The organism is Paenibacillus sp. 10L310 (assembly GCF_056395745.1).
Window position 1 is genome coordinate 65,712 of sequence record NZ_JBFTKC010000006.1, and the last position, 23,012, is coordinate 88,723.

The 23,012-nt window shown below is 47.2% G+C and carries 21 protein-coding genes and 1 other annotated feature; of the genes, 19 read left to right on the top strand and 2 right to left on the bottom strand.

Features of this window, described 5'->3' with window-relative positions:
- Nucleotides 1-139: 139 nt before the first annotated feature.
- The 14 genes from AC1DE7_RS15670 to leuS all read left to right on the top strand — a co-directional run bounded on the left by AC1DE7_RS15670 (nucleotide 140) and on the right by leuS (nucleotide 15,013).
- On the top strand, nucleotides 140-1,096 hold the full coding sequence (locus tag AC1DE7_RS15670; protein WP_477534770.1) for an AAA family ATPase: 957 nt from the start codon (nucleotides 140-142) through the stop codon (nucleotides 1,094-1,096).
- 3 nt (nucleotides 1,097-1,099) lie between these two features.
- Nucleotides 1,100-2,347 (top strand): DUF58 domain-containing protein, encoded by a 1,248-nt coding sequence (locus tag AC1DE7_RS15675; protein WP_477534771.1) that lies wholly within the window; start codon nucleotides 1,100-1,102, stop codon nucleotides 2,345-2,347.
- A complete protein-coding gene (locus AC1DE7_RS15680; protein WP_338706618.1) occupies nucleotides 2,344-4,557 on the top strand; it encodes a DUF4129 domain-containing transglutaminase family protein in 2,214 nt (737 codons plus the stop codon). Before AC1DE7_RS15675 ends, AC1DE7_RS15680 begins: the two co-directional genes overlap by 4 nt.
- Nucleotides 4,558-4,667: 110 nt before the next feature.
- Nucleotides 4,668-5,195 carry a YqeG family HAD IIIA-type phosphatase gene (locus tag AC1DE7_RS15685; protein ID WP_036615148.1) on the top strand — a complete coding sequence of 176 codons (528 nt, stop codon included), beginning with the start codon at nucleotides 4,668-4,670 and terminating at the stop codon, nucleotides 5,193-5,195.
- The gene (gene yqeH / locus AC1DE7_RS15690; RefSeq protein ID WP_036615146.1) at nucleotides 5,192-6,319 is read left to right on the top strand and encodes a ribosome biogenesis GTPase YqeH; all 1,128 of its coding nucleotides are present in this window, start codon (nucleotides 5,192-5,194) and stop codon (nucleotides 6,317-6,319) included. The genes AC1DE7_RS15685 and yqeH overlap by 4 nt, the downstream gene beginning before the upstream one ends.
- 42 nt (nucleotides 6,320-6,361) lie before the next feature.
- A complete protein-coding gene (aroE, locus tag AC1DE7_RS15695; RefSeq protein ID WP_477534772.1) occupies nucleotides 6,362-7,231 on the top strand; it encodes a shikimate dehydrogenase in 870 nt (289 codons plus the stop codon).
- An 82-nt stretch (nucleotides 7,232-7,313) separates the two neighbouring features.
- Nucleotides 7,314-7,607, top strand: a complete 294-nt coding sequence (yhbY, locus tag AC1DE7_RS15700) for a ribosome assembly RNA-binding protein YhbY (protein ID WP_017687186.1) — start codon at nucleotides 7,314-7,316, stop codon at nucleotides 7,605-7,607.
- 15 nt (nucleotides 7,608-7,622) lie between these two features.
- Nucleotides 7,623-8,213, top strand: coding sequence for a nicotinate-nucleotide adenylyltransferase (locus tag AC1DE7_RS15705; protein ID WP_074095918.1), 591 nt, complete (start codon nucleotides 7,623-7,625; stop codon nucleotides 8,211-8,213).
- Nucleotides 8,197-8,763 (top strand): bis(5'-nucleosyl)-tetraphosphatase (symmetrical) YqeK, encoded by a 567-nt coding sequence (gene yqeK / locus AC1DE7_RS15710; protein WP_282320681.1) that lies wholly within the window; start codon nucleotides 8,197-8,199, stop codon nucleotides 8,761-8,763. The genes AC1DE7_RS15705 and yqeK overlap by 17 nt, the downstream gene beginning before the upstream one ends.
- A gap of 17 nt (nucleotides 8,764-8,780) precedes the next feature.
- On the top strand, nucleotides 8,781-9,128 hold the full coding sequence (gene rsfS, locus AC1DE7_RS15715) for a ribosome silencing factor (protein ID WP_036615136.1): 348 nt from the start codon (nucleotides 8,781-8,783) through the stop codon (nucleotides 9,126-9,128).
- The gene (locus AC1DE7_RS15720; RefSeq protein WP_036668546.1) at nucleotides 9,125-10,030 is read left to right on the top strand and encodes a CvfB family protein; all 906 of its coding nucleotides are present in this window, start codon (nucleotides 9,125-9,127) and stop codon (nucleotides 10,028-10,030) included. Before rsfS ends, AC1DE7_RS15720 begins: the two co-directional genes overlap by 4 nt.
- A gap of 129 nt (nucleotides 10,031-10,159) precedes the next feature.
- Nucleotides 10,160-10,930, top strand: coding sequence for a class I SAM-dependent DNA methyltransferase (locus tag AC1DE7_RS15725; RefSeq protein WP_036660118.1), 771 nt, complete (start codon nucleotides 10,160-10,162; stop codon nucleotides 10,928-10,930).
- Nucleotides 10,931-11,151: 221 nt separating this feature from the next.
- Complete coding sequence (locus AC1DE7_RS15730) at nucleotides 11,152-12,108, top strand: phosphotransferase family protein (protein WP_477534773.1); 957 nt, start codon at nucleotides 11,152-11,154, stop codon at nucleotides 12,106-12,108.
- A 112-nt stretch (nucleotides 12,109-12,220) separates the two neighbouring features.
- Nucleotides 12,221-12,490 (top strand) — a binding site (T-box leader).
- Nucleotides 12,491-12,568: 78 nt separating this feature from the next.
- Nucleotides 12,569-15,013, top strand: a complete 2,445-nt coding sequence (gene leuS, locus AC1DE7_RS15735) for a leucine--tRNA ligase (RefSeq protein ID WP_036668549.1) — start codon at nucleotides 12,569-12,571, stop codon at nucleotides 15,011-15,013.
- Here leuS and comER read toward each other — a convergent pair.
- Nucleotides 14,994-15,839 (bottom strand): late competence protein ComER, encoded by an 846-nt coding sequence (gene comER / locus AC1DE7_RS15740; RefSeq protein ID WP_036615122.1) that lies wholly within the window; start codon nucleotides 15,837-15,839, stop codon nucleotides 14,994-14,996. The two genes, leuS and comER, sit on opposite strands and share 20 nt — an antisense overlap.
- Before the next feature lie 185 nt (nucleotides 15,840-16,024).
- Between comER and AC1DE7_RS15745 the strand changes: the two genes are divergently transcribed.
- From AC1DE7_RS15745 to AC1DE7_RS15755, 3 genes are all read left to right on the top strand, one after another.
- Entirely contained in the window at nucleotides 16,025-16,660 is a 636-nt protein-coding gene (locus AC1DE7_RS15745; protein ID WP_477534774.1) for a ComEA family DNA-binding protein, read from the top strand.
- A gap of 39 nt (nucleotides 16,661-16,699) precedes the next feature.
- Nucleotides 16,700-17,218 carry a deoxycytidylate deaminase gene (locus AC1DE7_RS15750; protein ID WP_017687196.1) on the top strand — a complete coding sequence of 173 codons (519 nt, stop codon included), beginning with the start codon at nucleotides 16,700-16,702 and terminating at the stop codon, nucleotides 17,216-17,218.
- A 102-nt stretch (nucleotides 17,219-17,320) separates the two neighbouring features.
- Nucleotides 17,321-20,191, top strand: a complete 2,871-nt coding sequence (locus AC1DE7_RS15755; RefSeq protein WP_477534775.1) for a ComEC/Rec2 family competence protein — start codon at nucleotides 17,321-17,323, stop codon at nucleotides 20,189-20,191.
- A gap of 15 nt (nucleotides 20,192-20,206) precedes the next feature.
- Here AC1DE7_RS15755 and AC1DE7_RS15760 read toward each other — a convergent pair whose 3' ends face one another.
- Nucleotides 20,207-20,659 (bottom strand): hypothetical protein, encoded by a 453-nt coding sequence (locus tag AC1DE7_RS15760; RefSeq protein ID WP_405157623.1) that lies wholly within the window; start codon nucleotides 20,657-20,659, stop codon nucleotides 20,207-20,209.
- 791 nt (nucleotides 20,660-21,450) lie between these two features.
- On the opposite strand from AC1DE7_RS15760, the gene AC1DE7_RS15765 reads away from it, so the two are divergent.
- Entirely contained in the window at nucleotides 21,451-21,963 is a 513-nt protein-coding gene (locus tag AC1DE7_RS15765) for an RNA polymerase sigma factor (RefSeq protein ID WP_036668553.1), read from the top strand.
- Nucleotides 21,960-22,850: an anti-sigma-V factor RsiV gene (gene rsiV / locus AC1DE7_RS15770; protein ID WP_036668554.1), complete on the top strand. Its 891-nt coding sequence runs from the start codon at nucleotides 21,960-21,962 to the stop codon at nucleotides 22,848-22,850. The genes AC1DE7_RS15765 and rsiV overlap by 4 nt, the downstream gene beginning before the upstream one ends.
- The last annotated feature ends 162 nt before the right edge of the window (nucleotides 22,851-23,012 follow it).

The following is a 23,012-nucleotide window of genomic DNA, read 5'->3' on the forward strand; positions in this document are numbered from 1 at the left end:
TTTTTTGTCGTATTCATGCGAGAACTGCGGTGAATCTGACGGGCTGGAAACAAATTGTGAGTTCCTTCGAGTGTACTCGTGACTCTGGATCATGTACAATAAAAGGAAATCTGTATGCTTTTTTAGGAGGTTAGACCACATGCCTGTGCGCAAAGAGTCGATCCAAATCATATCCGCAGTTCGTTTTAATCTGGAATCCTGCATTATGGGGAAATCCTTTGAAATTCAACTTTTACTTACAGCTTTGCTTGCAGGCGGGCACGTTCTGATTGAAGACGTACCGGGAACTGGCAAAACGCAGTTAATCAAGGCATTATCGAAATCCATGCGTGGTGAGTACCGACGTATTCAATGTAATCCTGATATTTTACCTAGTGATATTACGGGCGTATCTGTGTTTCATCCGAAGGATGAGCGTTTTTATTTCCGGCCAGGTCCTGTGATGACCAACATTTTGCTAGCTGATGAGATTAACCGGGCCACAACTAAAACCCAATCGGCTCTGCTCGAAGTGATGGAGGAGCGCAGCGTAACCGTTGATGGCGATACGTATGATCTGCCACATCCATTCATGCTCTGTGCAACTCAGAATCCGATTGATTTTGAAGGGACGTACACGTTGCCGGAAGCACAACTCGACCGGTTTATGTTGAAAATAAGTCTAGGTTATCCCGATAAGGAAATTGAGAAAATCCTATTGAAACAGCATCAGCTCGGTCAGCCTGTAGATCGCCTTGAATCCGTGACTCATATGGACCAGATCTCGGCAATTCAGCAGGAGATTAAAGAGGTCTTTATCGGTGATCCGGTTATGGACTATTTGCTTGATGTTGTTCGTCAAACTCGCTCCCACCCATCTGTTTTGCTGGGTGCCAGCCCACGGGCAGCCATATCGTTCATGATGGCCGTAAAAGCCTTTGCTTTCTTGCAGGAACGTGATTATGTGCTTCCGGATGATGTGAAAACGATGGCCCCTTATGTGATCTCTCATCGTATTGTGCTTCGTCCCGAATCGAGACTGGACAGTATGAGTTCCGAGGCCGTTTTGAATGCCGTACTCCAGCAAGTACGCGTGCCCGTCTCCATGGGGCAATAGTTCATGAAGCCGCTTTTGAGAACAGTGAATAGAGGGTTACGCCACCCACGCGTATGGAGCATCGCAATGGTGTGGATGTGCTGTCTGGCTTATGTTTTGTTTCAGGGCGGGAAGACATCCCTTATGCTGCTGTCGATGGTGACCCTGCTCTGTGTGTACCATGCCATTGCTGGATTTAGCGGGGTAAGACGTGCTCAAGGAGTTCGTAGGTTATCTTCTGGTCCAGACCACGAAGAATTGCTGCATGCGGGTGACCAGGTTCAAGTACAGCTGAGTCTGACGATTCCGGGATTCCTCCCGCTTCCCTATGTTGTTGTGCGTGAAATGCTGCATCGGCATAACGGAGAATCGTGGTCGTTCAAGGAAAGTTTGATTCCCAATATGCGAGGTAATGGAGAGTTGTCTTTTCAAACACCGCCACTTGAGCGGGGAAAGTATGTTTTTTCAGAAACGGAATGTGCCAGCGAGGACATATTTGGACTGATTGAACATCGAGGAAAGTTTAAGGCCAAAGGTGAGTTTCGCGTACTGCCAAGAACGGTATTTATTCCATATTGGCAGCTTTACGACCGCAAATCACGGTTATCCGGTCCTCAGACGGCGTTAACCCGCTCACGGAGAGAGACCACTCAGATCAATGGTGTACGTGACTACGTATACGGAGATCGACTTTCCCGCATTCACTGGAATGCAACGGCAAAGACAGGGAACTGGAAGTCCAAGGAGTTTGAACATGAGTCTGTGCCCAAAACCATTCTGGTTCTGGATGCGCTGGCATCAAGTTATGAACATGGGGATGCATTTGAAATTGCCGTTTCCACGGCTGCCTCTCTGCTGGAGTATGGTGTCAGGGAACGAATGGGGATGGGATTGTTGACATTGTCAGACCAGACATCCTTCATGGCCCCCAGTGAAAGTCTGATGGAACGACAGAAGATGATGCATCATCTGGTGGATATTCAATATAACGGTCAGGATACCCATCTGTTGCCCGGCGTGGAAAGAATCGCACGTCAACTGCCTCAGGGAGCTTACTTTGTCGTGATTTCTCCCCAGAAGGATGAAAAAATAATGGAACTGTTGCGCTGGGCCGATACGCGGGGCATGACGCCATGTCATATTCTGATCGATACCAGTGAATCTCGCCGGAGTGCCGAGTGGAATGCCATGTTGCGTGGAAGAGGCACGAGGTCATTCACTGTTTCTCACTTGCAGGAGCTTCCAACGGTGATGGGGGGAGGTTCTGTATGAGTACAAAAGGAAATGAAAGTGTTACAGGCAAACGATCCTGGTATCATGCAGCGTCATTGCTCTGGATTTTCCTGATTGGAATGCAGTGGATTTCATTTACGCAGGAATCGTGGTACACGGAGACAACTTCTCTGGTGTTATGGACACTTGCAGCGGTCAGTGTACTGGAGGTCATTCTGCCCTTCAAAACGATCTATCGGGCGATCATCAAGGCGGTCGTTGTTGGTTACATTTTGCATAAAACGCTAATTGATTATACGGTATACATCCCTTATGGCTCTTTAACGGACCGAGCGGAGCAATTCATATTACACATGACGCCGTACATCTGGTTCTCCCTGTGTGCATGGGTGATGCTTGAAGCTGCGCTTCGACTCGTGACCACCACACGTCGTATTCTTGTTTTTTTGGGTGTTAACATCATTTCGATGGGGATTCTCGATTCTTTCACTCAGATTCCACTCTGGATTGAAATCGCGTGGGTGATGTTTGCGGGGATGGGATGGCTCGTATGTCAGCATTTCCGTAACTATCAGCTACAGTATCCACAAGGTTGGAAACGAATCATCCGGTATCCTTATAAAGTCCTGGCCAATATTGCCATTATCTTTTCTTTGATTATTGTAGCCAGCGTTAATATGCCTGAGATTCCACCCACCTTGACGGACCCATATACGGCATGGCGTAACTATACCGGAACTTCCACAAGTCAGGCTGGTAACGGAAACCTTGATATTCCCGCGGCTACCGAATCGGGATACAGCAGGGAAGACAATCAGCTTGGTGGAGGATTCAACTTCGACTATACCCCTGTCATGTCTGTCACTACCAATGAGCGTAGTTACTGGCGCGGTGAGACACGTGCAGAGTATACAGGCACAGGTTGGGATGACCGTGGACGGGGTACGACAGAGAATGTTCAAGCCGGACAGCCTCTGGAGAACCAGGAATCGGGTAATGTGAATACCAAACAAGTGACTCAGAATGTAACGATGCTGAATGATAATGTCTATCCGATTCTCTTTGGTGCTTATTCGATCTCGGAAGTGAGCTCAATTAATGGTGAGGACAGAACGGAACGGATGTTGTGGAATGCTGAACAGGCTGAACTGCATGTGGTGACAGACCGTCAGCAACCACAGTATCCCAAGACGTATACTATCGTATCGGAAGCGCCTGTGATTGTGGAAGATGAGCTTCGTACGAAGTCATTTGAAGATCTGTATAACAGTAATCCGGCAGATGATATGTACTTGCAGTTACCATCCCGTTTCCCTGACCGGGTGTCGAATCTGGCAGCCGAGATAACGGCATCTGCGAATACTCCGTATGAAAAAGTGGCATTACTGCAAAACTATTTACAAACTAATTTTGAATACACAAACAATCCGGATTTATCTCGAAAAGTAAGCAGCGACTTTGTGGAAGGTTTCCTGTTCGATATTATGGAAGGCTACTGTGACTACTTCTCCACTGCGCTGGTGATGATGGCGCGCTCGGAGGGCATTCCTGCAAGGTGGGTTAAAGGTTATGCGCCTGGACAATTGTCCCTGAATTCGGACATGCAGGCCCCACGTCAACCTGGTGCGGAGATTGAGACGACCTACACCGTTACCAATGCAGATGCACACTCCTGGGCAGAGGTTTATTTTGGTGAGTATGGCTGGATTCCTGTTGAAGCAACGCCGGGCTTTGATATGCCGCTGCTGACGGAACAGCCTGATGTACAACCTGTAGATGAGCCTGAAGAAGAGCCAGAAGAGGAGCCGGTACAAGAGGAAGAGCAGACCCCTGCACCTGAGCAGACATCGTCTGCCATCCCGACTTTTGTTATCTGGGCTGCAGGAGCCATTATTGTATTGTGGGTAGCCTATATGTTCTGGCGTAATCGTTTCTCTATGCGATTCTTCCTGCTTCGTTTACGGACAGGTGGACCGCTCACCCCTGAACAGAAGGTAGTGGCAGAGACCGAGCGTTGGATTCAGTATGTGAAACGCAAAGGGTTGACCCGGAGCGGAGACGAGACACTTCGGGAATCGGTAGCCCGCTGGAGCCAGGCAAAACCTGCTGCAGAAGCAACATTGTATGAGCTTCTCACGAAGTTTGAACAGACTCGTTACAGTCCGGCGTCCGTAACTGCCGACGACTGGAAGGGTGTCTATCAGACCGCCTTGAAGCTGCGGAAGGAACTGAAAGCGGAACGGGCATAGTTGTTGCCCGTCCCGTTTTTCCTTTTTTCCTGTGCCATCAGGCGCTGTATGCATTTTCAGGAAAGACGGATTTGTGATATAGTGTGTCGTATGAAACTGAGGTGACTTCTTTGTTTAAAATGTTAATGCCCAAGCTGCGTGTAGACACGGTTTTTGACATTAATCTGGAAGAGCTGTACGCTCAAGGCTACCGTGGAATTATAACTGATCTGGATAACACACTCGTTGGAGCCAAAGCCCCTGACGCTACGCCCGAACTGATTGAATGGTTTGCACGTGTGAAAGAGGCAGGTTTCAAGCTGATGATTGTGTCCAATAACAATTTGAATCGTGTATCCCTGTTTGCGACCCCGCTGGATATCCAGTTTGTGCATAGTGCACGCAAACCATCGAATGTACCGTTTCGTAGAGCAATGAAAATGATGGAGTTATCTCCTGAAAACACGATTGTAGTAGGCGATCAGATGCTTACGGACGTTTATGGAGGGAACCGAATGGGTTTATATACCGTTCTGGTACTGCCAATCTCCATTGGGGACGAAGGTTTTATGACCCGCTTCAATCGACGCGTGGAACGGATTGCTCTAACGAGTTTACGCAGGAAAGGCTTATGGCTTGAGGAGGAAAAGAAGAAATGACAGAACCGCATAACGGCAATCTTGCCGTAAGGTGCAGCGGATGCGGCGTGCATCTGCAAACAGAAAATTCGGAATTACCAGGGTTTATCCCCGAGAAGGCATTGGATCGTGAACCCGTTATATGCCAGCGCTGTTTCCGCATCAAAAACTACAATGAGTCATCATCCGTTACGGTGGATCAGGACGAATTCCTGGCGCTGCTTAGCAAAATCGGGGATAAGGATGCACTTGTCATCCATATCGTTGATTTGTTTGACTTTGATGGCAGTATTATCTCCGGTCTGCAACGTTTTGTAGGCAACAATCCGGTATTGCTTGCTGTGAACAAAACGGACTTGCTTCCGAAAGTAACTAACTGGAACAAGATTCGCAACTGGGTACAAAAGCAAGCCAAAGAACAGGGTTTGCGTACAGTGGACGTAGTCTTGTGCAGTGCAAAGCAAAATCAGGGCTTCGACCGTCTGCTTGAGCTTGTAGGAACATATCGCGAAGATCGTGACGTGTACGTGGTAGGCGGTACCAATGTGGGTAAATCCACACTGATTAACCGTCTAATCCGTGATTACAGCGATCTGGAGCAGGAACTGACCACATCCCGTTATCCGGGAACAACGCTGGATATGGTGAACATTCCGTTGGATGATGGAAAATATATCATTGATACGCCTGGAATCGTCTATCCATGGCGTTTCAGCGAGATTGTTTCACGTAAGGACCTCGCTGCCATCATGCCGGAAAAACCGCTTAAACCCGCTGTGTATCAGTTGAATTCCGGTCAGACGCTGTTCTTTGGCGGCATGGCTCGATTTGACTTTGTGGAAGGTGATCGCCAGTCGTTCACTTGTTTTATCAGCACTGCGCTTGATATTCACCGGACGAAGCTGGAGCGTGCAGATGATCTGTACCGCGACCATCTGGGAGAATTGTTGTCTCCGCCAACCCGTGAGGATGCAGCAGAGATGGCTGAATGGACCAGACATGAATTCCGCATCAAACGCGGCAGTCAATCGGATGTATTCATCTCGGGTCTGGGCTGGATTAAGGTTAATGGCGATATTGGAGCGCTTGTTGCTGTTCATGCTCCAAAAGGCATTCGTGTACAGATCCGCCCATCCTTGATCTAATAATCTCAGAAGCTGTACATCAGATGGATCGGAGGCGGACCTATGTCTGAGCAGAACAAATTCAACTCTTCAATTCCCGTGTTGCTTGGTGTTATGGGTGATCCTATTGCTCACTCCAAGTCTCCGGCAATGCACAATGCGGCTCTGCAGGCTGCAGGAGTGAATGGAATGTATATGCCACTGCATGTTCATCCGGATCAACTGGAAGCGGCAGTTCGCGGAATTGTGGCACTGGGCTATCGTGGTGTTAATGTCACCATCCCGCACAAAGAGCAGGTGATGCAGTATCTGGATGTGATCGATGAAAGTGCTCGCCTGATTGGTGCGGTGAATACCATCGTTAATGAAGGTGGAACACTGACAGGGTACAATACGGATGGTATTGGTTATGTCCGATCGCTGAAGGAAGAGGCTGTGCCGGAGCTTGGGGGCAAACGTATTGCTGTCCTGGGAGCAGGAGGAGCGGCGAGAGGTGTCATATATGCACTTGCACTGGAGAAGCCTGAACGGATCCACATTCTGAACCGTACAGCGGACAGGGCTGTTGCACTTGCTTCGGATTTACGAGGCCATGGCTTGGGAGAAATCTCGGGCAGTGGCATGGAAGACGCTGCAACGGTACTGGCTACGGCTGATATTGTGATTAACACAACGGCTGCTGGAATGCACCCGCATGTTGATGACGTACCGGTTGATCCTGCACTGATCCGTGAAGGAGCAGCGGTGAGTGATCTGATCTACAATCCGCAGGAGACCCGTCTGCTTCGAGAGTCGCGGATACGAGGATGCACGGTGCACGGTGGTCTGGGTATGTTTGTATATCAGGGCGCAGTGGCCTTTGAGCATTGGCTCGGCATTCCGGCTCCAGTGGAGACGATGAGACGTGCTGTACTAAACAGTTTTGAAGTGTGAAAATAATAATTGAATGATCAGGTCCGGACAGTTTTTGCGCTGTCGATCAGGGCCTGCTCAACATAAGGAGTATGGAGTATTCATGTTAAACGGTAAACAAAAGCGCTTTTTGCGGTCACAGGCACATCACCTGACCCCTGTATTTCAGATTGGTAAAGGTGGAACCAACGAGCACCTGTTCCGTCACATCGAAGATGCGATTGAGAAGCGCGAATTGATGAAAGTGCAAGTGCTGAACAACAATGACGAGGACAGAAAAGAGATGGCAGAAGAAGTTGCCCGTGAAACGGGAAGTGAGCTTGTACAACTCATCGGTAACACAATCATCCTGTACAAAGAATCTCGCGATAACAAACAAATCGAACTACCTAGATAAGGGAGCGTGACGCAGGTGAAGATCGGCATCATGGGTGGTACGTTTGATCCGATCCACATGGGACACCTCCTGGCAGCTGAAGCGGCAAGGGATTCACATGCACTGGATGAGATCTGGTTCATGCCTTCCCATGTTCCACCTCACAAACGCGGAGCCGGAGCTTCGGGACAGCAACGTCTCGATATGACGGAAGCGGCTGTGAAGGGTGTGCAGCAATATGAGGTGCTGGGTATCGAGATGGAATTGGGCGGCGTGTCTTATACCATCGATACGATGAAGGAACTGTGGCGTCGCCATCCTGAACATGAATTTTATTTCATTATCGGGGCGGATATGGTGAACTATCTCCCCAAATGGGAGCAGATTGAAGAGCTTGCAGAACGCTTAACCTTTATCGGAGTTGGTCGGCCGGGCTTCCAGTTACATCTGGATGATTTACCAGACGAGTTACAGGATCGGGTCCTGCTGGCCGAGATGCCCTTGGTCGATATTTCATCGACAGCCGTACGCAGACGTCTGGCCAAAGGTCATTCGGTACGCTTCATGATTCCTGATGAAGTGCACCAATACATTGTAAGGAGCGGTTTATATGGCACTAAGCCGTGATGAACTGATTCAAGCCGTATCCGGACAAATGCCGGAAAAACGCTGGAAGCATACACTGGGTGTAATGGAATCGTCAGTGATGTTGGCTGAAAAATACGGTGCTGATCCTGTGAAAGCAGATCTGGCAGCGATATTGCATGATGTGGCGAAGTACTGGCCCGTAGCGGAGATGGAAGCGGTCATCCGTGATAACGGGTTAAACCAGGAACTTCTGCAGCATGACAAGCAACTCTGGCATTCCGAAGTCGGTGCTTTTGTAGCCAAGCGTGATTACGGTGTGGAAGATTCCGAAGTTATTAATGCCATCCGGTGGCATACCTCGGGTCGGGTAGGCATGAGCTTGCTGGACAAAGTGGTATGTCTTGCCGATTACATTGAACCGGGACGAGATTTCCCGGGAGTGGATCACATTCGCGAACAGGCTGAACGTAGTCTGGAGGAAGGTTTAATTGCCGGATTCGATTCGACGATCAGCTTGCTGATTTCGCAACGGCGTGTCATTTATCCTTTGACCATGCTGTCGCGGAATGACTTAATTGCACAATTATAGATTATGGAGGTTGGTTCATGACAGTATCATCGAAAGAACTTATGAATATGGCGGTTGCTGCCGCTGACGACAAAAAGGCATCCAACATTGTAGCGTTGGATCTGATTAATGTTTCCCTGGTGGCAGATTATTTTGTTATTTGTCACGGGAATTCCGATACACAGGTACAAGCCATTGCCACTGAAATTCGCAAACAGGCTCATGCAGCCGGAGCGACGATCAAAGGTATCGAAGGTATGGATTCCGCACGTTGGGTATTGATGGACATGGGCGATGTTGTTGTTCATATCTTCCACCGCGACGAGCGTGAATACTACAACATTGAACGACTATGGTCTGATGCCAAAGTGGTGGAAACTGTATGAGTTTGATTGCTGGAACAGTCGTCTCTTTGCCGGTTTCACGTGAAGTGTCTCCGTTTGGCTTCTTTTTGACGACAGGATCGGAAGATGTACTGCTTCACTACACCGAGTTAACACGGGATATTAAAATTGGTGAGACGCTTGAGGTATTTGTATTCTTTGATACAGAAGATCGTCTGGCCGTAACGATGAAAAAGCCTTATCTCATGCTTGGCGAAATGGCACGACTGGTTGTGGCTGATGTTCACCCACGACTGGGCTGTTTCCTGGAAATGGGCCTTGGACGGCAATTGCTACTTCCTATTCGTGAATTGCCTGAACTGGAAGAATTGCGTCCTCAAGTGGGGGATGAAGTCTTTGTAATCATGGAACATGACAAGCAGGGACGTCTGCGTGCCAAATTGGCCGGGGAACGTGAGCTTTCACCATTGTCTTTCCATGCTCCAACTTCATGGTTAAACGAGTGGGTTGAAGCGACGGTATACAAGCCACTGCAGATGGGTACTTTTGTACTTGTAGAGGGCGGTGTACTGGGCTTTGGCGCGATTGGTATGATTCATTCATCTGAACGCAGTCATATGCTGCGTCTTGGTGAGAAAGTGAAATGTCGGGTGACACTGGTACGTGAAGACGGACGTGTGAATCTGGCCATGACTCAACTCAAACAAGTTGGACGTAACGAAGATGCAGACAAGCTGCTCGCCTTTATGAAAGAGCGTCCTATGGGCGGCATGCCTTACTCGGATGCAACTCCGCCGGATATCATCAAGCAGCGCTTTGGCATCAGTAAATCTGCTTTCAAGCGTGCCTTGGGCAAATTGATGAAGGACGGACTGGTGGTTCAAAAGGAAAGCTGGACGTATCTGTCCGAATCTGCTCCTGCGGATCAAAGTGAAAACAAGTAATCTTCCTGATTAAATAGTTGTAATATGGAACTCGGATAAGGCAGGGATAGGCTGGGTAAACACCGGATGCCCCTGCTTTTTCTTTTGTTAACAGGATTGGAAAATGAAATTGAAAGTGCGGTGCCTGACATGTCTTACCGGAAATTTGCCTATGTGTATGATGAATTAATGGAAGATATGCCTTATCCGGACTGGATAAGGTTTGCAAGAACAGCATGGGAAAAGCATGGAATGCCCAAAAGTGTCGCTGAACTTGGCTGTGGAACGGGCTCCATTACGATCCCGCTCGTGAACTCCGGTTTCGAAGTTACAGGCATTGATCTCTCATCAGATATGCTGTCGGTTGCACGCAGCAAGATGGAGGCTACGCCTCAGGGTCATCGCTTGTATCGCGAGGGCAGTGTCCGTTGGGTGCAGCAGGATATGCGGGAATGGCGAGTTCCGGAACCTGTGGATTCGGTGATATCTTTCTGTGATTGCGTCAATTACCTGCTTGAACAAGAAGATGTCGTTCGTACTTTCCAGCGGACATACGAAATGCTGAAGCCTGGTGGAACGTTCCTGTTTGATGTGCATCATCCGAATACCCTTATTCGTTATGATGAGGAGCAGCCTTTTGTACTGGATGAGCGCTCCGTATCTTATATTTGGACTTGTGATCTGGACCAGGATCGCTGTGAGATTGAGCATCATCTCAGTATTTTTTCGCGTGTGGATGATGGTAATAAGGATATGTATCAGCGGTTTGAAGAAGTTCATGTCCAGCGTGCATATAATCCGGACTGGATGAAGCTGGAATTGTCCAAGGCAGGTTTTAGAGACGTGAAGGTATATGCGGATTTTGAATGGAAAGAGGCCGGAGACAGCGCACAGCGCTTGTTCTACGTGGCTGTGAAGTAAGAGCGAATAATGAGAACTGTCCTTATGGTGCATAAGGGCAGTTTTTTGTTTGATTTTTTATGGAGAATGAATAGCAATAGTCTTAAATAGGGTAAAGGAATGCAAGAAAAGACATAACGACGTGACAAAAAGTATTGCCAGTTAAAGTAAAGAAGGCGATAATAGTCGGATAGAAAGCGTTTTCTGAGAAGATAAATCAATTGTCAATGTGAGGTGTAAAAATGGAAAGTACATATAAAACAAGACTTTCGTCAGAACAGTTGAATGCCATAATAGAGCAGCATTTCTCTGCAAGTATACAGGACTACAAGGAAATGGTGGATGGCTGGGCCAATCATGCATATCTCATTACACTGAGTGACGCACAGCGAGTGGTACTCAAAATTGCACCGTCAGCTTCGACAAATCTGATGCGCTGTGAACAGGATCTCATGATTGCCGAAGTTGAGGCACTGCGCCTCATTACGGAGCTACAGGATGTTCCCGTACCCCAAGTGTTGGCTTATGATGATTCGTTAACTATGGCTTCAGCGCGTTATTTTATCATGGAGTACATGTCTGGAGCGCCCTATAATCAGGTCAAGGATCAATATTCTGCGGGAGAGCAGGAGGCCATTGAACACCAGCTCGGTCGGTACAATCGTCGAATTAATGAAATCAAGGGCGAGCAGTTTGGATATTTCTCGGAGCAAAAACAGCGATATTCCACATGGAAAGATGCATTTATGAATCTGATGGATGACATTCTTACCGACGGGGAAGAAGCCGGGATTACATTTTCGATCGATTACCCTGAATTGAGACGCCTGATTGAAGAAAAATCGGATGTGCTGGACGATGTCAAAGAACCTGTGCTTATCAGTTGGGATCTGTGGGATGGCAATGTACTAGTGGACGCGGGTCGAATCACAGCGATTATTGATTTTGAACGTTCACTGTGGGCAGATCCTCTGATGGAGCATTATTTCAGTCATTTTAACTATACGCCTGGTTTTGTGAAAGGGTATGGGTATGCGATTACGACTGAAAGTGAGCTGAAAAGAAGAAGTCTCTATGACTTGTACTTTGATCTGGTGCTGCGCATTGAGTGCGCTTATCGTCAATATGATAATCAGGAACATGTGAATTGGACCATTCATAATCTGGAGGAAGGCATTGAGCGTTTTCGGTTATCCTGAACAGCAATGAGTATTATTGAACGGTACGAACCGTGTGACTTAAAAGGGTCATTATAACGTGTAATATTGACTTTGGGCTTGCTTTTTTATATAATGGTCCCGATATTGTATACATATTTCGATGATAAGGATCAGTAGTAATTCCTGTACATAACAGAGAGCCGGCGGTTGGTGCAAGCCGGTTGACAGTGATTTGCGAACTCGCCTTGGAGAAATGCGGTGATTACACCATTCTGTTTAACCTGCTTGTATAAAGCTTGGGTTCAGGAATGGAAATCCGCATCGGTTAACCGCCGTTACAGGTCCAAAGGGAGTGGATGACGAAGCACGTTCGTCCACTAACTAGGGTGGTACCACGGGAATTCAACCTCTCGTCCCTAGCGCTGCAAACGCTACGGGATGCTGAGGTTTTTTTGTTGCAATTAAAGCTAAAGTGAATAACCTGAAGGAGGAACAATAGATGAGTGAGAATAACCAGCCGAAACACGGCTATCAGCCACAAGTCATGGAAAAAAGTTGGCAGCAATATTGGGATGCAAATAAAACGTTTAAAACGGGTGAGGACCCTGCTAAACCGAAATTTTATGCACTGGATATGTTCCCTTATCCATCCGGTTCAGGTCTGCACGTAGGTCACCCGGAAGGATATACGGCAACGGATATCGTTTCCCGTTACAAACGTATGCGCGGTTACAACGTATTGCACCCAATGGGTTGGGATGCTTTCGGTCTGCCTGCTGAGCAACATGCACTGGATACAGGTGAACATCCACGAGATATTACATTCCGTAATATTGACAATTTCCGTCGCCAGATCAAATCGCTTGGTTTCTCCTATGACTGGGATCGTGAGATCAGCACAACGGACCCTGAATACTATAAATGGACGCAATGGATCTTTATTCAGCTGTACAACAAAGGTCTGGCTTATGTAGATGAAGTTGCAGTTAACTGGTGTGAAGCCCTTGGAACGGTACTTGCTAATGAAGAGGTTATTGATGGCAAGAGTGAACGCGGAGGACATCCGGTTGTACGCAAACCGATGCGTCAATGGGTTCTGAGAATTACCGAGTATGCAGAGCGTCTGTTGGAAGACCTGGAAGAGCTGGATTGGTCTGAAAGCATCAAGGATATGCAGCGCAACTGGATCGGTAAATCGACAGGGGCGGAAGTTGTATTTGCCATTGAGGGTCGCGAGGAAGTTATCAAGGTGTTCACTACCCGTGCGGACACATTGTTCGGTGCGAGCTTTGCAGTACTGGCTCCGGAACATGAGTTGGTAGAAGCAATTACAACCGATGACCAACGTGAAGCTATTCAGGCTTATCAGGAGCAGGCTTCTCGTAAGAGTGATCTGGAACGTACAGATTTGGCCAAAGACAAAACAGGTGTATTCACTGGCGCTTATGCAATCAACCCTGTTAATGGTGCAAAACTGCCGATCTGGATTGCTGATTACGTTCTTGCAGGTTACGGTACAGGTGCGGTTATGGCAGTTCCGGGTCATGATGCACGCGACTGGGAATTTGCGAAGCAGTTCGGTCTGGATATCATCGAGGTTATTCAAGGTGGAGACGTTACACAAGAGGCATATTCGGGTGATGGCGCGCATGTGAATTCCGATTTCTTGAACGGACTGAACAATGAAGAAGCGGTTGCCAAGATGATTGCTTGGCTGGAAGAGAACGGTAAAGGACAAGGGAAAGTGACCTATCGTCTGCGCGATTGGTTGTTCAGCCGTCAGCGTTACTGGGGTGAGCCAATCCCGATTCTGCATTTGGAAGACGGAACGATGAAGACCGTACCGGAGGATCAACTTCCACTGCTGCTGCCTGATATCGACCAGATCAAACCTTCGGGTACAGGAGAATCACCACTGGCGAATGTTACGGAGTGGGTGAATACGGTAGATCCGGAAACGGGAATGAAGGCACGTCGTGAGACCAACACCATGCCACAATGGGCGGGTAGCTGCTGGTATTACCTGCGCTTTATCGATCCGCGCAATGACAAGGAACTGATCTCCAAGGAGAAACAGCAGCAGTGGCTGCCAGTTGATCTGTACATTGGCGGAGCAGAGCACGCTGTACTTCACTTGCTGTACGCTCGTTTCTGGCACAAAGTGCTGTATGATCTGGGTGTTGTGGAGACTAAAGAGCCTTTCCACAAACTGGTGAACCAAGGTATGATCCTGGGTACCAATAATGAGAAAATGAGTAAATCACGTGGTAATGTCATTAATCCGGATGAAATCGTCAATGAATTCGGTGCAGATACATTGCGTCTGTACGAGATGTTCATGGGACCATTGGAAGCGACAAAACCGTGGAATGCAAACGGGGTTGAAGGCATGCACCGCTTCCTGTCACGTGTATGGCGTCTCTTCATTAACGAAGACACAGGAGCCATCAATGACAAGATTACGGTGGACGGTGGAACGGATGAGTTCAAACGGACTGCTCACAAAACGATCAAAAAAGTTACGGAAGATCTGGAACATCTGCGCTTCAACACATCCATCAGCCAGCTGATGATTTTCATCAACGATGCATACAAAGCGGACACACTGCCTCGTGAAGCGATGGAGAAATTTGTGCAGCTGTTGTCACCACTGGCACCACATATGGCAGAGGAACTGTGGAGCCGTTTGGGTCACGAAGGTGGGATCTCTTACGTGGCTTGGCCTGAATATGATGAGTCCATGACAGTGGATGCGGAAGTAGAAATCGTTGTTCAGGTAAATGGTAAAATTGTAACTCGTGCTACGATCGCGAAGGATCTGGATGCACAGGGTATGCAGGACTTTACGATGGAGCTGGCACCTGTTAAGCAGGCGCTGGAAGGCAAGACCATTCGCAAGGTCATTGCCGTTCCAGGCAAACTCGTTAATATTGTTGCCGGTTAATCTCACCGGCTCGGAATAGTTCATCCAGCTTTAACAAATCTTCATCATATTTGTCATGTGTCGTGTGGATCAGGCTGTCGAAAACGCCGTCAAGACTAACCTTCAGCAGTGCAAGTGCCTGAGCGGTAATACCGCCAGGTACAGCGACACGAGCCTGAAGCTCTTGCGGGGTGTATCCTCCTTCGGTGAGAAGCTTGCCTGTTCCCAGGAGCATTTCGCCAGCCAGAGCGCAGGCATCTGCCCTTTTAATGCCTGTCAGTTTCACTGCACTTTCGATCCACTGTTCCAAAAAGAACGATATGAATGCAGGTCCGCAGCTGGAGAAGTCGGATGTGATTCGTGTACAGGCTTCATCCACTTGGTACGGCCTGCCTATATGACTGAGCAGACTTTCCAACACAGCGCGGTCTTCACTGGTCATTCGTTCGCCATGTATGCAGAGGGATGCTCCACTCCCGACTTGGTGTGTGACACTGGGAATTACCTTGGAGACTTTGCAAGGAAGTGAAGATTCCAGATGTCGCAGCTGCACGGGACTGGTGATCGAGACAATTATATGATTGGGATTCACGACAGGCAGGATGTCGTCAATAACATGTTTGAATTCAAGCGGCTTCACGCACAGGAAGATGATATTACTTCGGATCACCGTTTCCCGATTGCTCTGGGATTCATGCAGACCGGGGTAACGGAGGGATAACTGACGTACTTTGGACGGGGTTCGATTGCTGGCCGCGATCTGCCGGGGCTCAAGTGCACCCGATTGGATCAGGGCATAGATTAGCAGGCTGCCCATGCTGCCGGTTCCGATAAATCCAACCTTCATTGTTTCAGGCCTCCTTTCATGCTTTACGGTACTGGCGCAGTTCATTCCCTCTATTCTATGCGTGAGGACCTGTTTCACATGACATGAAAAATGCACAACTTGTTTCATCAGGAAAGTTCAACGGTTCGGAAGCACCGCCCGTGTTCGAAATGAATGATTTTGAATTCAGGGAGAGGTGTGGAAGAATGAGATGGAACAAAGGGATGACTATTGCTGCTGCGGTGGTTGGAAGTATACTTATATTATGGTCGGGCAAAAGTGAACAACCACCTAGTGGCTGGGAACCCTTGCAGCTCGGCACCGAGAAGCCGACGATAGAGCAGGAACTCCCTGTTGTACAGTCGGCTACTTCGGTTCAGGGCAATACAGGAGCATCTTCGGGAGCGGATGCAAGTGGGATGCAGACTGGGAATGAGACAAAGGCAGAAGAGTCTAAAGGGCTTGCGAGCATTGGGGTTGAAGGTGAATCAGTTGTTCAAACTACAAGTCAGACGAATGATAATCCACCGGACACCTCAAATTCGATTGAACCAGTTACGCAAAGTACGAATTCGAATCCTTCGGTTACCTCCGAGACGGGCTCGAACAGTAATCCACCTGTAGTTCGTGAGGAAGCTAGCGACAATGGCAAGATTGATGTGAATACCGCTCCTGTCTCCAAGCTTATAGAGCTTCCCGGAATCGGAGAGAAGAAAGCTCAAGCTATTGTGGACTATCGGAATGCACATGGTCCTTTTGCAAAAGTCAGTGATCTGACAAAGGTCAAAGGAATTGGGATGAAGATGCTGGAGAAGATGGCGCCGTATGTGCAGATCCGGTAATATTAGAATGAAAAATGTGTTGAGCGGGAGGAATGCAACATGAGTACTGAGGTACGCAAGGACTGGGATACGTATTTTATGGACATCGCGTATATGGTTTCCACCCGTTCCCGCTGTTCGCGTCGTCATGTGGGTGCCGTTCTTGTTCAGGGAAAGAAACTGCTGGGAACAGCCTATAATGGTGCACCCACCGGCGTCCCGGATTGTTCTGAAGCAGGTTGCATGATATCGGAAGAGTATGAGTTGGTCGTGACCGATGGGCAAGAAGAAATGGTGAAAAAGCAAAGATGCATTCGCACAATTCATGCGGAGCAAAATTTGCTTTTATTCACAGATCGAATCGACCGCGAAGGCTCGTCCGTGTATGTGACCGACGAACCGTGCTGGACATGTGCCAATATGCTGGCGAATAGCGGGATTACAGAAATCGTGTTTCATCGTTCTTATCCTAAAGATACCGGCAAGGTTACCAATATGATGGAACAGAAGGGCATAACGTTCCGTAGGCTGGAGAATTACCAGCCCCCGCGGGAAACGATGATGACTGTGAGCAATTAATGTGAATATGGTCGAATATGTGAGGGAGAACCTCCGGCAAGCCTGAATTGGCTTTCCGGGGGTTTTTCTGCGTTCAACGGGTGAAATGAAGGAGGGGGAGAAATGAAAGGCAGACCGTTATTAAGTTTTACGATTTGTTGGTTGTGCGGGAGCGGGATAGCATGTGCGTTAACAGGCTGGGCGTTAATCTGGGGGTTAATTGGAGCTCTGGCATGTTTACCACTTTTACTTCGTTTTATGGATGTGCGTGGATGGTCTGTTTTATTTTTACTTGCTGCCTTTATTGGAGGTGTTGCACATTGGGAGTGGAATGACGCACGCAATCATAGTAGTCTGCCGGAGACCATGCATATCGCTACTCATGAGTTGGACGGATGGTCAGCTGAAATTCAGGGTGAGCTGGTGTCAGATGTACGTATTGATGGAGATCGGGCTGACTTTAAGATACAGATGTCTTCAATATTGCCAACATTGGATTCGTTAGCAGATACAGATCTGGCAACAGTATTATCTGCATTCAACATAGATGAACAATTGATGGTACAAGTCAGACTGTTGGAGGAAGAAGAACAACAGATAGCAGCGGGCTGGAAGAGGGGCGATTTGATTACGCTTAATGGTTCTTTTGTCCTTCCTGGTGAAGCTAGGAACTTTGGCGGATTTGATTATCGCAGTTACTTGCGTACCCTGCATATCCACTGGTTGTTCAAAGTGAAAGGAGCCAGTTCGGTAACAGCAGTTGCTCCTGAGGGACTTGGACAATATAACATACTAAGGTGGACGGATTGGACTAGGCATAAGTTGGGCTCGGCGGTTGAGCAGTTATTTCCAGAGCCTCATGCTGGATATATGAAGGGTCTTATTATCGGGATGGCTACTGATATCGATCCAGGTACCTATGGTCAGTTTTCACAACTCGGTCTAACGCATATCCTGGCAATCTCCGGAACCCATGTCGCTGTATATGTTGCTTCGTTGCTTCTCATTCTATCTTGGCTAAGGCTTACCAGAGAGACGTCACTCACGATTGTTCTGATCCTGGTGCCAGCTTATGTACTGTTATCCGGAGGTTCACCTTCAGTGATTCGGGCAGGAATTATGTCCATGATTGGGTTGTATATGGCACGTCGTGGTCTCGCCAGAGACGGTCTTCAGATGATCAGTGCAGCAGCGTTGCTGATGATGTGGTGGGACCCTTACTTTTTGCTAAGCGTGAGCTTCCAGTTATCCTTTCTCGTGACCGCAGGTTTGATGATCTACATGCCATTGATTAACCGGCTGTTCAGCGGCTGGCCGAAATCTCTGGCTGCAACGGCATCCGTTACAGTGACCGCTCAGTTGATTTCGTTCCCAGTAACCATTCTGTATTTCAATCAGTTCTCATTACTCTCATTTGTGGCCAACTTTCTGCTGGTTTCTTTGATTAGTGCCATTGTATTACCTCTGGGGACGGTCGCCATGTTACTGTCATTCATATGGGTTCCCTTGGCGAAACCCCTCGCATGGATAGCGATGCAACTGAATCAACTGACTTTTGTAAGCGTGGAGTGGATGAACAGCCTGCCAGGTTTTGTATTGATCTGGGCAACACCGCCCTTGTTATGGATTGCCGCCTATTATGCTGTGTTGTATGCCTTACTCTACCTGTTGCATCGTGGCAATGGTGAGCAACAAGCAACAGCGTTTGTTGAGGAAGAGACGGCTCCCCTTGTGAGGCGACAACCTTCAGTTTCAATGGCGAATATGGGCATTCGCTCTTCGATGTCTGCCGTGTTACAGGATCAAGGTAAGAACCGTGTAGATGGAAAAGAAACTTCATTAACGACATTAGGAGCCAGTATTGCCTGGCCGGAATATACAAGTGCATTTACTACACGAGGTGCAGGTTATTATTCAAATGAACGAATGAGTAAAGCTCAGCAATGGTTGTGCGGGTTGCTCGCAATCAGCTTTATTGCTGGATTATGGTGGGCATATCAGACTCCCAAGCCTGCTGGAACCGGCATCGTGCAGTTTTTGGATATTGGTCAGGGAGACAGTACATTGATTACAACCCCGGAAGGCAAACACATTCTGGTGGATGGCGGGGGAACGGTTAGTTTTGGGAACACCGAACAATCGTGGAAAACAAGACGTGATCCGTATGAGGTAGGTGCCAAGGTGGTTGTTCCTCTATTGAAAAAAAGAGGTATCCATCAACTGGACGCTGTAATTGTAACGCATGCCGATCAGGATCATGCCGGAGGACTACAGGCTGTGCTGGAACAGATTCCGGTTAAACGTTTCATATTTAATGGCACAACCAGTGGTAAAGAAAACTTTGATAAATTACTGGACACAGCCATGGAACGTAAAATTCCTCTGCACGCCATTCAGCAGGGCATGTCCTATAAGGCTGATAAAGAGACAAGTTTACATTTTATAGCTCCGGATCTGGCACATATGGATGTAAATGAATCAGGCAATTTGCCTGTATCTGAACACCAAAATCATGATTCCGTTGTCTTTTTGCTGGAAATGGCCGGGGCTTCCATGTTGTTCACCGGAGATATGGATGCGGCAGCCGAGCAGGACCTGCTCTATATGATTCAGGATGGCTCATTGGCTGCCCAGTTTGAACAGAAAGGTGCAGATATTGGAGTTACAGAGGGAGTTGTACAAAGGATACTTACCCGCCCGCTGCAGGTTGATTCAAAAGATGCTTCAGCATCTGTCTCCATTGATGTTCTAAAGGTCGCTCATCATGGGAGTAAAACGTCGTCAACCGAAGCCTGGCTCCAATACTGGAATGCCAAAACCGCGGTCATATCTGCCGGTGTTAACAATACATATGGGCACCCCAATCCGGGAGTGATGGAACGTCTGGAGGCTAACGGGTCAGATATTTATCGGACAGATCAGATGGGTGAGGTCCAGATGAGAGTGAAAGATGGGAAGATTGATGTTCGTTATAAGTTGGTTGGGATTGAGTGACGGCACGCAATCTATTTATCGGTGTGAAGATAAGTGAAGAAAACTCCGATTTAATACCAACTGAAAGGTTAAAAAGACAATAGAACATACAACAATGTGGATAGTCTGAGCGGAAAAAGTAGTGAAGTTAAGTGTAAATATCGAGTAGATGATCCCACCTGTGAAGCCTAATAGAACATATGCGGCAATAGCAACAAGCAATATCATATACGTATTATCTTTTTTTCTGTATAAAAGTAGTCCATCCACCAATATAGAAAGTGGCGTAAGTAAGAAAAGTAATATAGCGAGGTTAATCAATAATCCAACCGCAAATGTATACCCGAATGAATAATAGTAAGTATTCTCTAATCTTTCATCTATAGGGACATAGTGATATATCCCCATTGCAAGTGAAATGAACACTGCAGTTAATACAGCTGCAACTATTTTTCCGCGCGGCCTATTGATTCTATGGTTTTTTGTCATTCGAAAATTGACCTCCCTAAATAACTATATTCAATAAGAGATAGGCTAAGGCGTTACTATATTTTAACATACAGAGGTTGAGGAAAAGTGGGAATTAGAGAAAGAAAGTACTTAGTTGACCTATAAAAGAAAGAAGTCGTTTCGCTGCGAACGACTTTTTTCTTAATCTCATGGTGGTGACATATATTTTTTGGTAGTGGCAGGGTAGGAAATGAGGAAGGGGATGCCCATTTATTATTGCATTTGGACGGTTCAAGTTACTGAGTATCATTTGATAACTAACAAAATTCAAGAACTTATTGAAGCGGTCATAATTGAACACGTCGCAACTTTTGAAATGGATATTCCTTCTATTGAAATTCGCGGCCAGCGCGAAGCAAATTAATTCAATGCGCGTGGTTCCACCGGCACAGATCAGAAGGAGACGGATTAAAAATATGAAATATCGTTAATATAGAAAGCCTACAACGACAAAGGCGCTACAGACTACCAAATGACTTTCGGTTCCGAGTGATACATTGTTTTTTCGGAAAGAAACCTTCAAAAGTTTCAAATGAATTCGGTCATCGGTAGTAGACTGGTATTTGGCAAGCAAAGGAAGGGAAGATTATTTTTAAAAGGACGAGGTGCATTTAATAGAGGCGCCGAGGTTTACGTTGACCTGCTTGTGAGGGCCTTGAACGGTTTGCAGAAGTAAAAAAAATTTTCGGATGCGAAAACTTTTTGGGAACCCGTAAACGTCTTACTTCTTGTTACGACAAAAGATTTATATAGAAAAGGAATAATCGACCATGTTCAATAGAAAAACTGAAAAAATTCTTACACACTGTATTACAGAGCATAAAGAGAACGTATACCGACTTGCTTATAGCTATGTCAAAAATAAGGATGATGCCCTGGATATCGTACAAGACTCCATATACAAAGCGATGACGAATCTCGAACGTTTGAAAAACCCAGACGCGGTTAAAAGCTGGTTTTACCGGATTGTGGTGAATACCGCCCTGGATTTTCTGCGCAGAAACAAAAAGGTTCACTCGATGGATCATGAAATGATCGAAACCTACAGCCTCGGGGCAGAAGATACGTATACGGACATTGATTTGAAGCTAACGCTCGAATCCTTGCCGGATAAGTACAAGAGCGTCATTATACTGAGATATTTTGAAGACATGAAGATCGAAGAAGTTGCTGCTGTACTGGATGAGAATGTGAATACGATTAAAACAAGGCTGTATCAGGCGCATCAGCTATTGCGAATCACAATGAATGATGAAACAACCAAAGGAGAACGAGTAAGATGAACAATAACATGGAACAGCTGCGAAAAGAATATCAAGAAATACCCATTCCAGATGAATTGGATAGCATTGTAAACCAATCGATTCATAAATTCTCTAAGGAGGGAAGGAGGGGCCGCGGCTCAAAGTACAGATGGTTAGCCGTTTCCAGTGCGGCTGCGTTCATGTTCCTTGTTGCGATCAATGTGAGCCCTCCCGTAGCGAAAGCCTTGTCATCCATACCGGGTGTGGACCGGGTTATCCAGGTGCTCACGTTCAAGGAATACGTGGTTGACGAGTCTAATTACAATGCGAATATCAAAGTGCCTTCCATTACCGATATGGAGAATGAGCAGTTGCAAAGCGGGTTGAACGAGAAATATATGAAGGAGAACAAAGCGCTTTACGAAAAGTTCCAGGCGGAAATCAGCGAATTGAAGAAGCAAGGCGGAGGCCATCTGGGACTTGATGTCGGATATGAAGTAAAGACGGACAACGACGAGATTTTATCTATACAAAGATACGTGGTCGAGACCGCCGGTTCATCCTCGGAGGAGCTTCAGTTTGATACGATCGATAAGAAAAACCAAATCCTCATAACTCTGCCGATGCTGTTCAAGGACGATCGTTATGTACGGCTCATCAGCGACAACGTTAAAGAGCAGATGCAGGGGCAAATGAAAGCGGACCCTAATAAGATTTACTGGGCTCCGGGAGCTACCGACGTGCCGGTCACCAGTGAGTTCCAGAGCATCGCGAAGGATCAAGGCTTCTATATCAACAACGACGGCAAGCTGGTGATTGCTTTCAACGAATATGACGTTGCGCCAGGCTATATGGGTTCTGTGGAATTCGTCATTCCCACGGATGTGTTGAAAGACGTTCTGATTAATAACAAATACATTAAGTAATGGAAGAGACCGGTGATGGGGTACCCCGCGCCGGTTTTTTTTTGTTAGTACTTTGGTCGAAGAGACATTGTTCTGTTTTTGATTTTCCAAAACTTTCTGAACCATCTCATGCGTCTAGCCAATGAGTGTGCGTGATTAGACACTCATACAAAGAGATGGAGG

Excerpts from the sequence above, each read along its gene's own strand:
- AC1DE7_RS15720 (WP_036668546.1), top strand. The coding sequence starts at position 9,125 with ATGAGTTTGATTGCTGGAACAGTCGTCTCTTTGCCGGTTTCACGTGAA.
- AC1DE7_RS15725 (WP_036660118.1), top strand. The coding sequence starts at position 10,160 with ATGTCTTACCGGAAATTTGCCTATGTGTATGATGAATTAATGGAAGAT.
- AC1DE7_RS15675 (WP_477534771.1), top strand. The coding sequence starts at position 1,100 with ATGAAGCCGCTTTTGAGAACAGTGAATAGAGGGTTACGCCACCCACGC.
- rsiV (WP_036668554.1), top strand. The coding sequence starts at position 21,960 with ATGAACAATAACATGGAACAGCTGCGAAAAGAATATCAAGAAATACCC.
- rsfS (WP_036615136.1), top strand. The coding sequence starts at position 8,781 with ATGACAGTATCATCGAAAGAACTTATGAATATGGCGGTTGCTGCCGCT.
- yqeK (WP_282320681.1), top strand. The coding sequence starts at position 8,197 with ATGGCACTAAGCCGTGATGAACTGATTCAAGCCGTATCCGGACAAATG.
- AC1DE7_RS15680 (WP_338706618.1), top strand. The coding sequence starts at position 2,344 with ATGAGTACAAAAGGAAATGAAAGTGTTACAGGCAAACGATCCTGGTAT.
- yqeH (WP_036615146.1), top strand. The coding sequence starts at position 5,192 with ATGACAGAACCGCATAACGGCAATCTTGCCGTAAGGTGCAGCGGATGC.
- comER (WP_036615122.1), bottom strand. The coding sequence starts at position 15,839 with ATGAAGGTTGGATTTATCGGAACCGGCAGCATGGGCAGCCTGCTAATC.
- yhbY (WP_017687186.1), top strand. The coding sequence starts at position 7,314 with ATGTTAAACGGTAAACAAAAGCGCTTTTTGCGGTCACAGGCACATCAC.
- AC1DE7_RS15750 (WP_017687196.1), top strand. The coding sequence starts at position 16,700 with ATGAGTACTGAGGTACGCAAGGACTGGGATACGTATTTTATGGACATC.
- leuS (WP_036668549.1), top strand. The coding sequence starts at position 12,569 with ATGAGTGAGAATAACCAGCCGAAACACGGCTATCAGCCACAAGTCATG.
- AC1DE7_RS15755 (WP_477534775.1), top strand. The coding sequence starts at position 17,321 with ATGAAAGGCAGACCGTTATTAAGTTTTACGATTTGTTGGTTGTGCGGG.
- AC1DE7_RS15745 (WP_477534774.1), top strand. The coding sequence starts at position 16,025 with ATGAGATGGAACAAAGGGATGACTATTGCTGCTGCGGTGGTTGGAAGT.
- aroE (WP_477534772.1), top strand. The coding sequence starts at position 6,362 with ATGTCTGAGCAGAACAAATTCAACTCTTCAATTCCCGTGTTGCTTGGT.
- AC1DE7_RS15730 (WP_477534773.1), top strand. The coding sequence starts at position 11,152 with ATGGAAAGTACATATAAAACAAGACTTTCGTCAGAACAGTTGAATGCC.
- AC1DE7_RS15760 (WP_405157623.1), bottom strand. The coding sequence starts at position 20,659 with ATGACAAAAAACCATAGAATCAATAGGCCGCGCGGAAAAATAGTTGCA.
- AC1DE7_RS15765 (WP_036668553.1), top strand. The coding sequence starts at position 21,451 with ATGTTCAATAGAAAAACTGAAAAAATTCTTACACACTGTATTACAGAG.
- AC1DE7_RS15670 (WP_477534770.1), top strand. The coding sequence starts at position 140 with ATGCCTGTGCGCAAAGAGTCGATCCAAATCATATCCGCAGTTCGTTTT.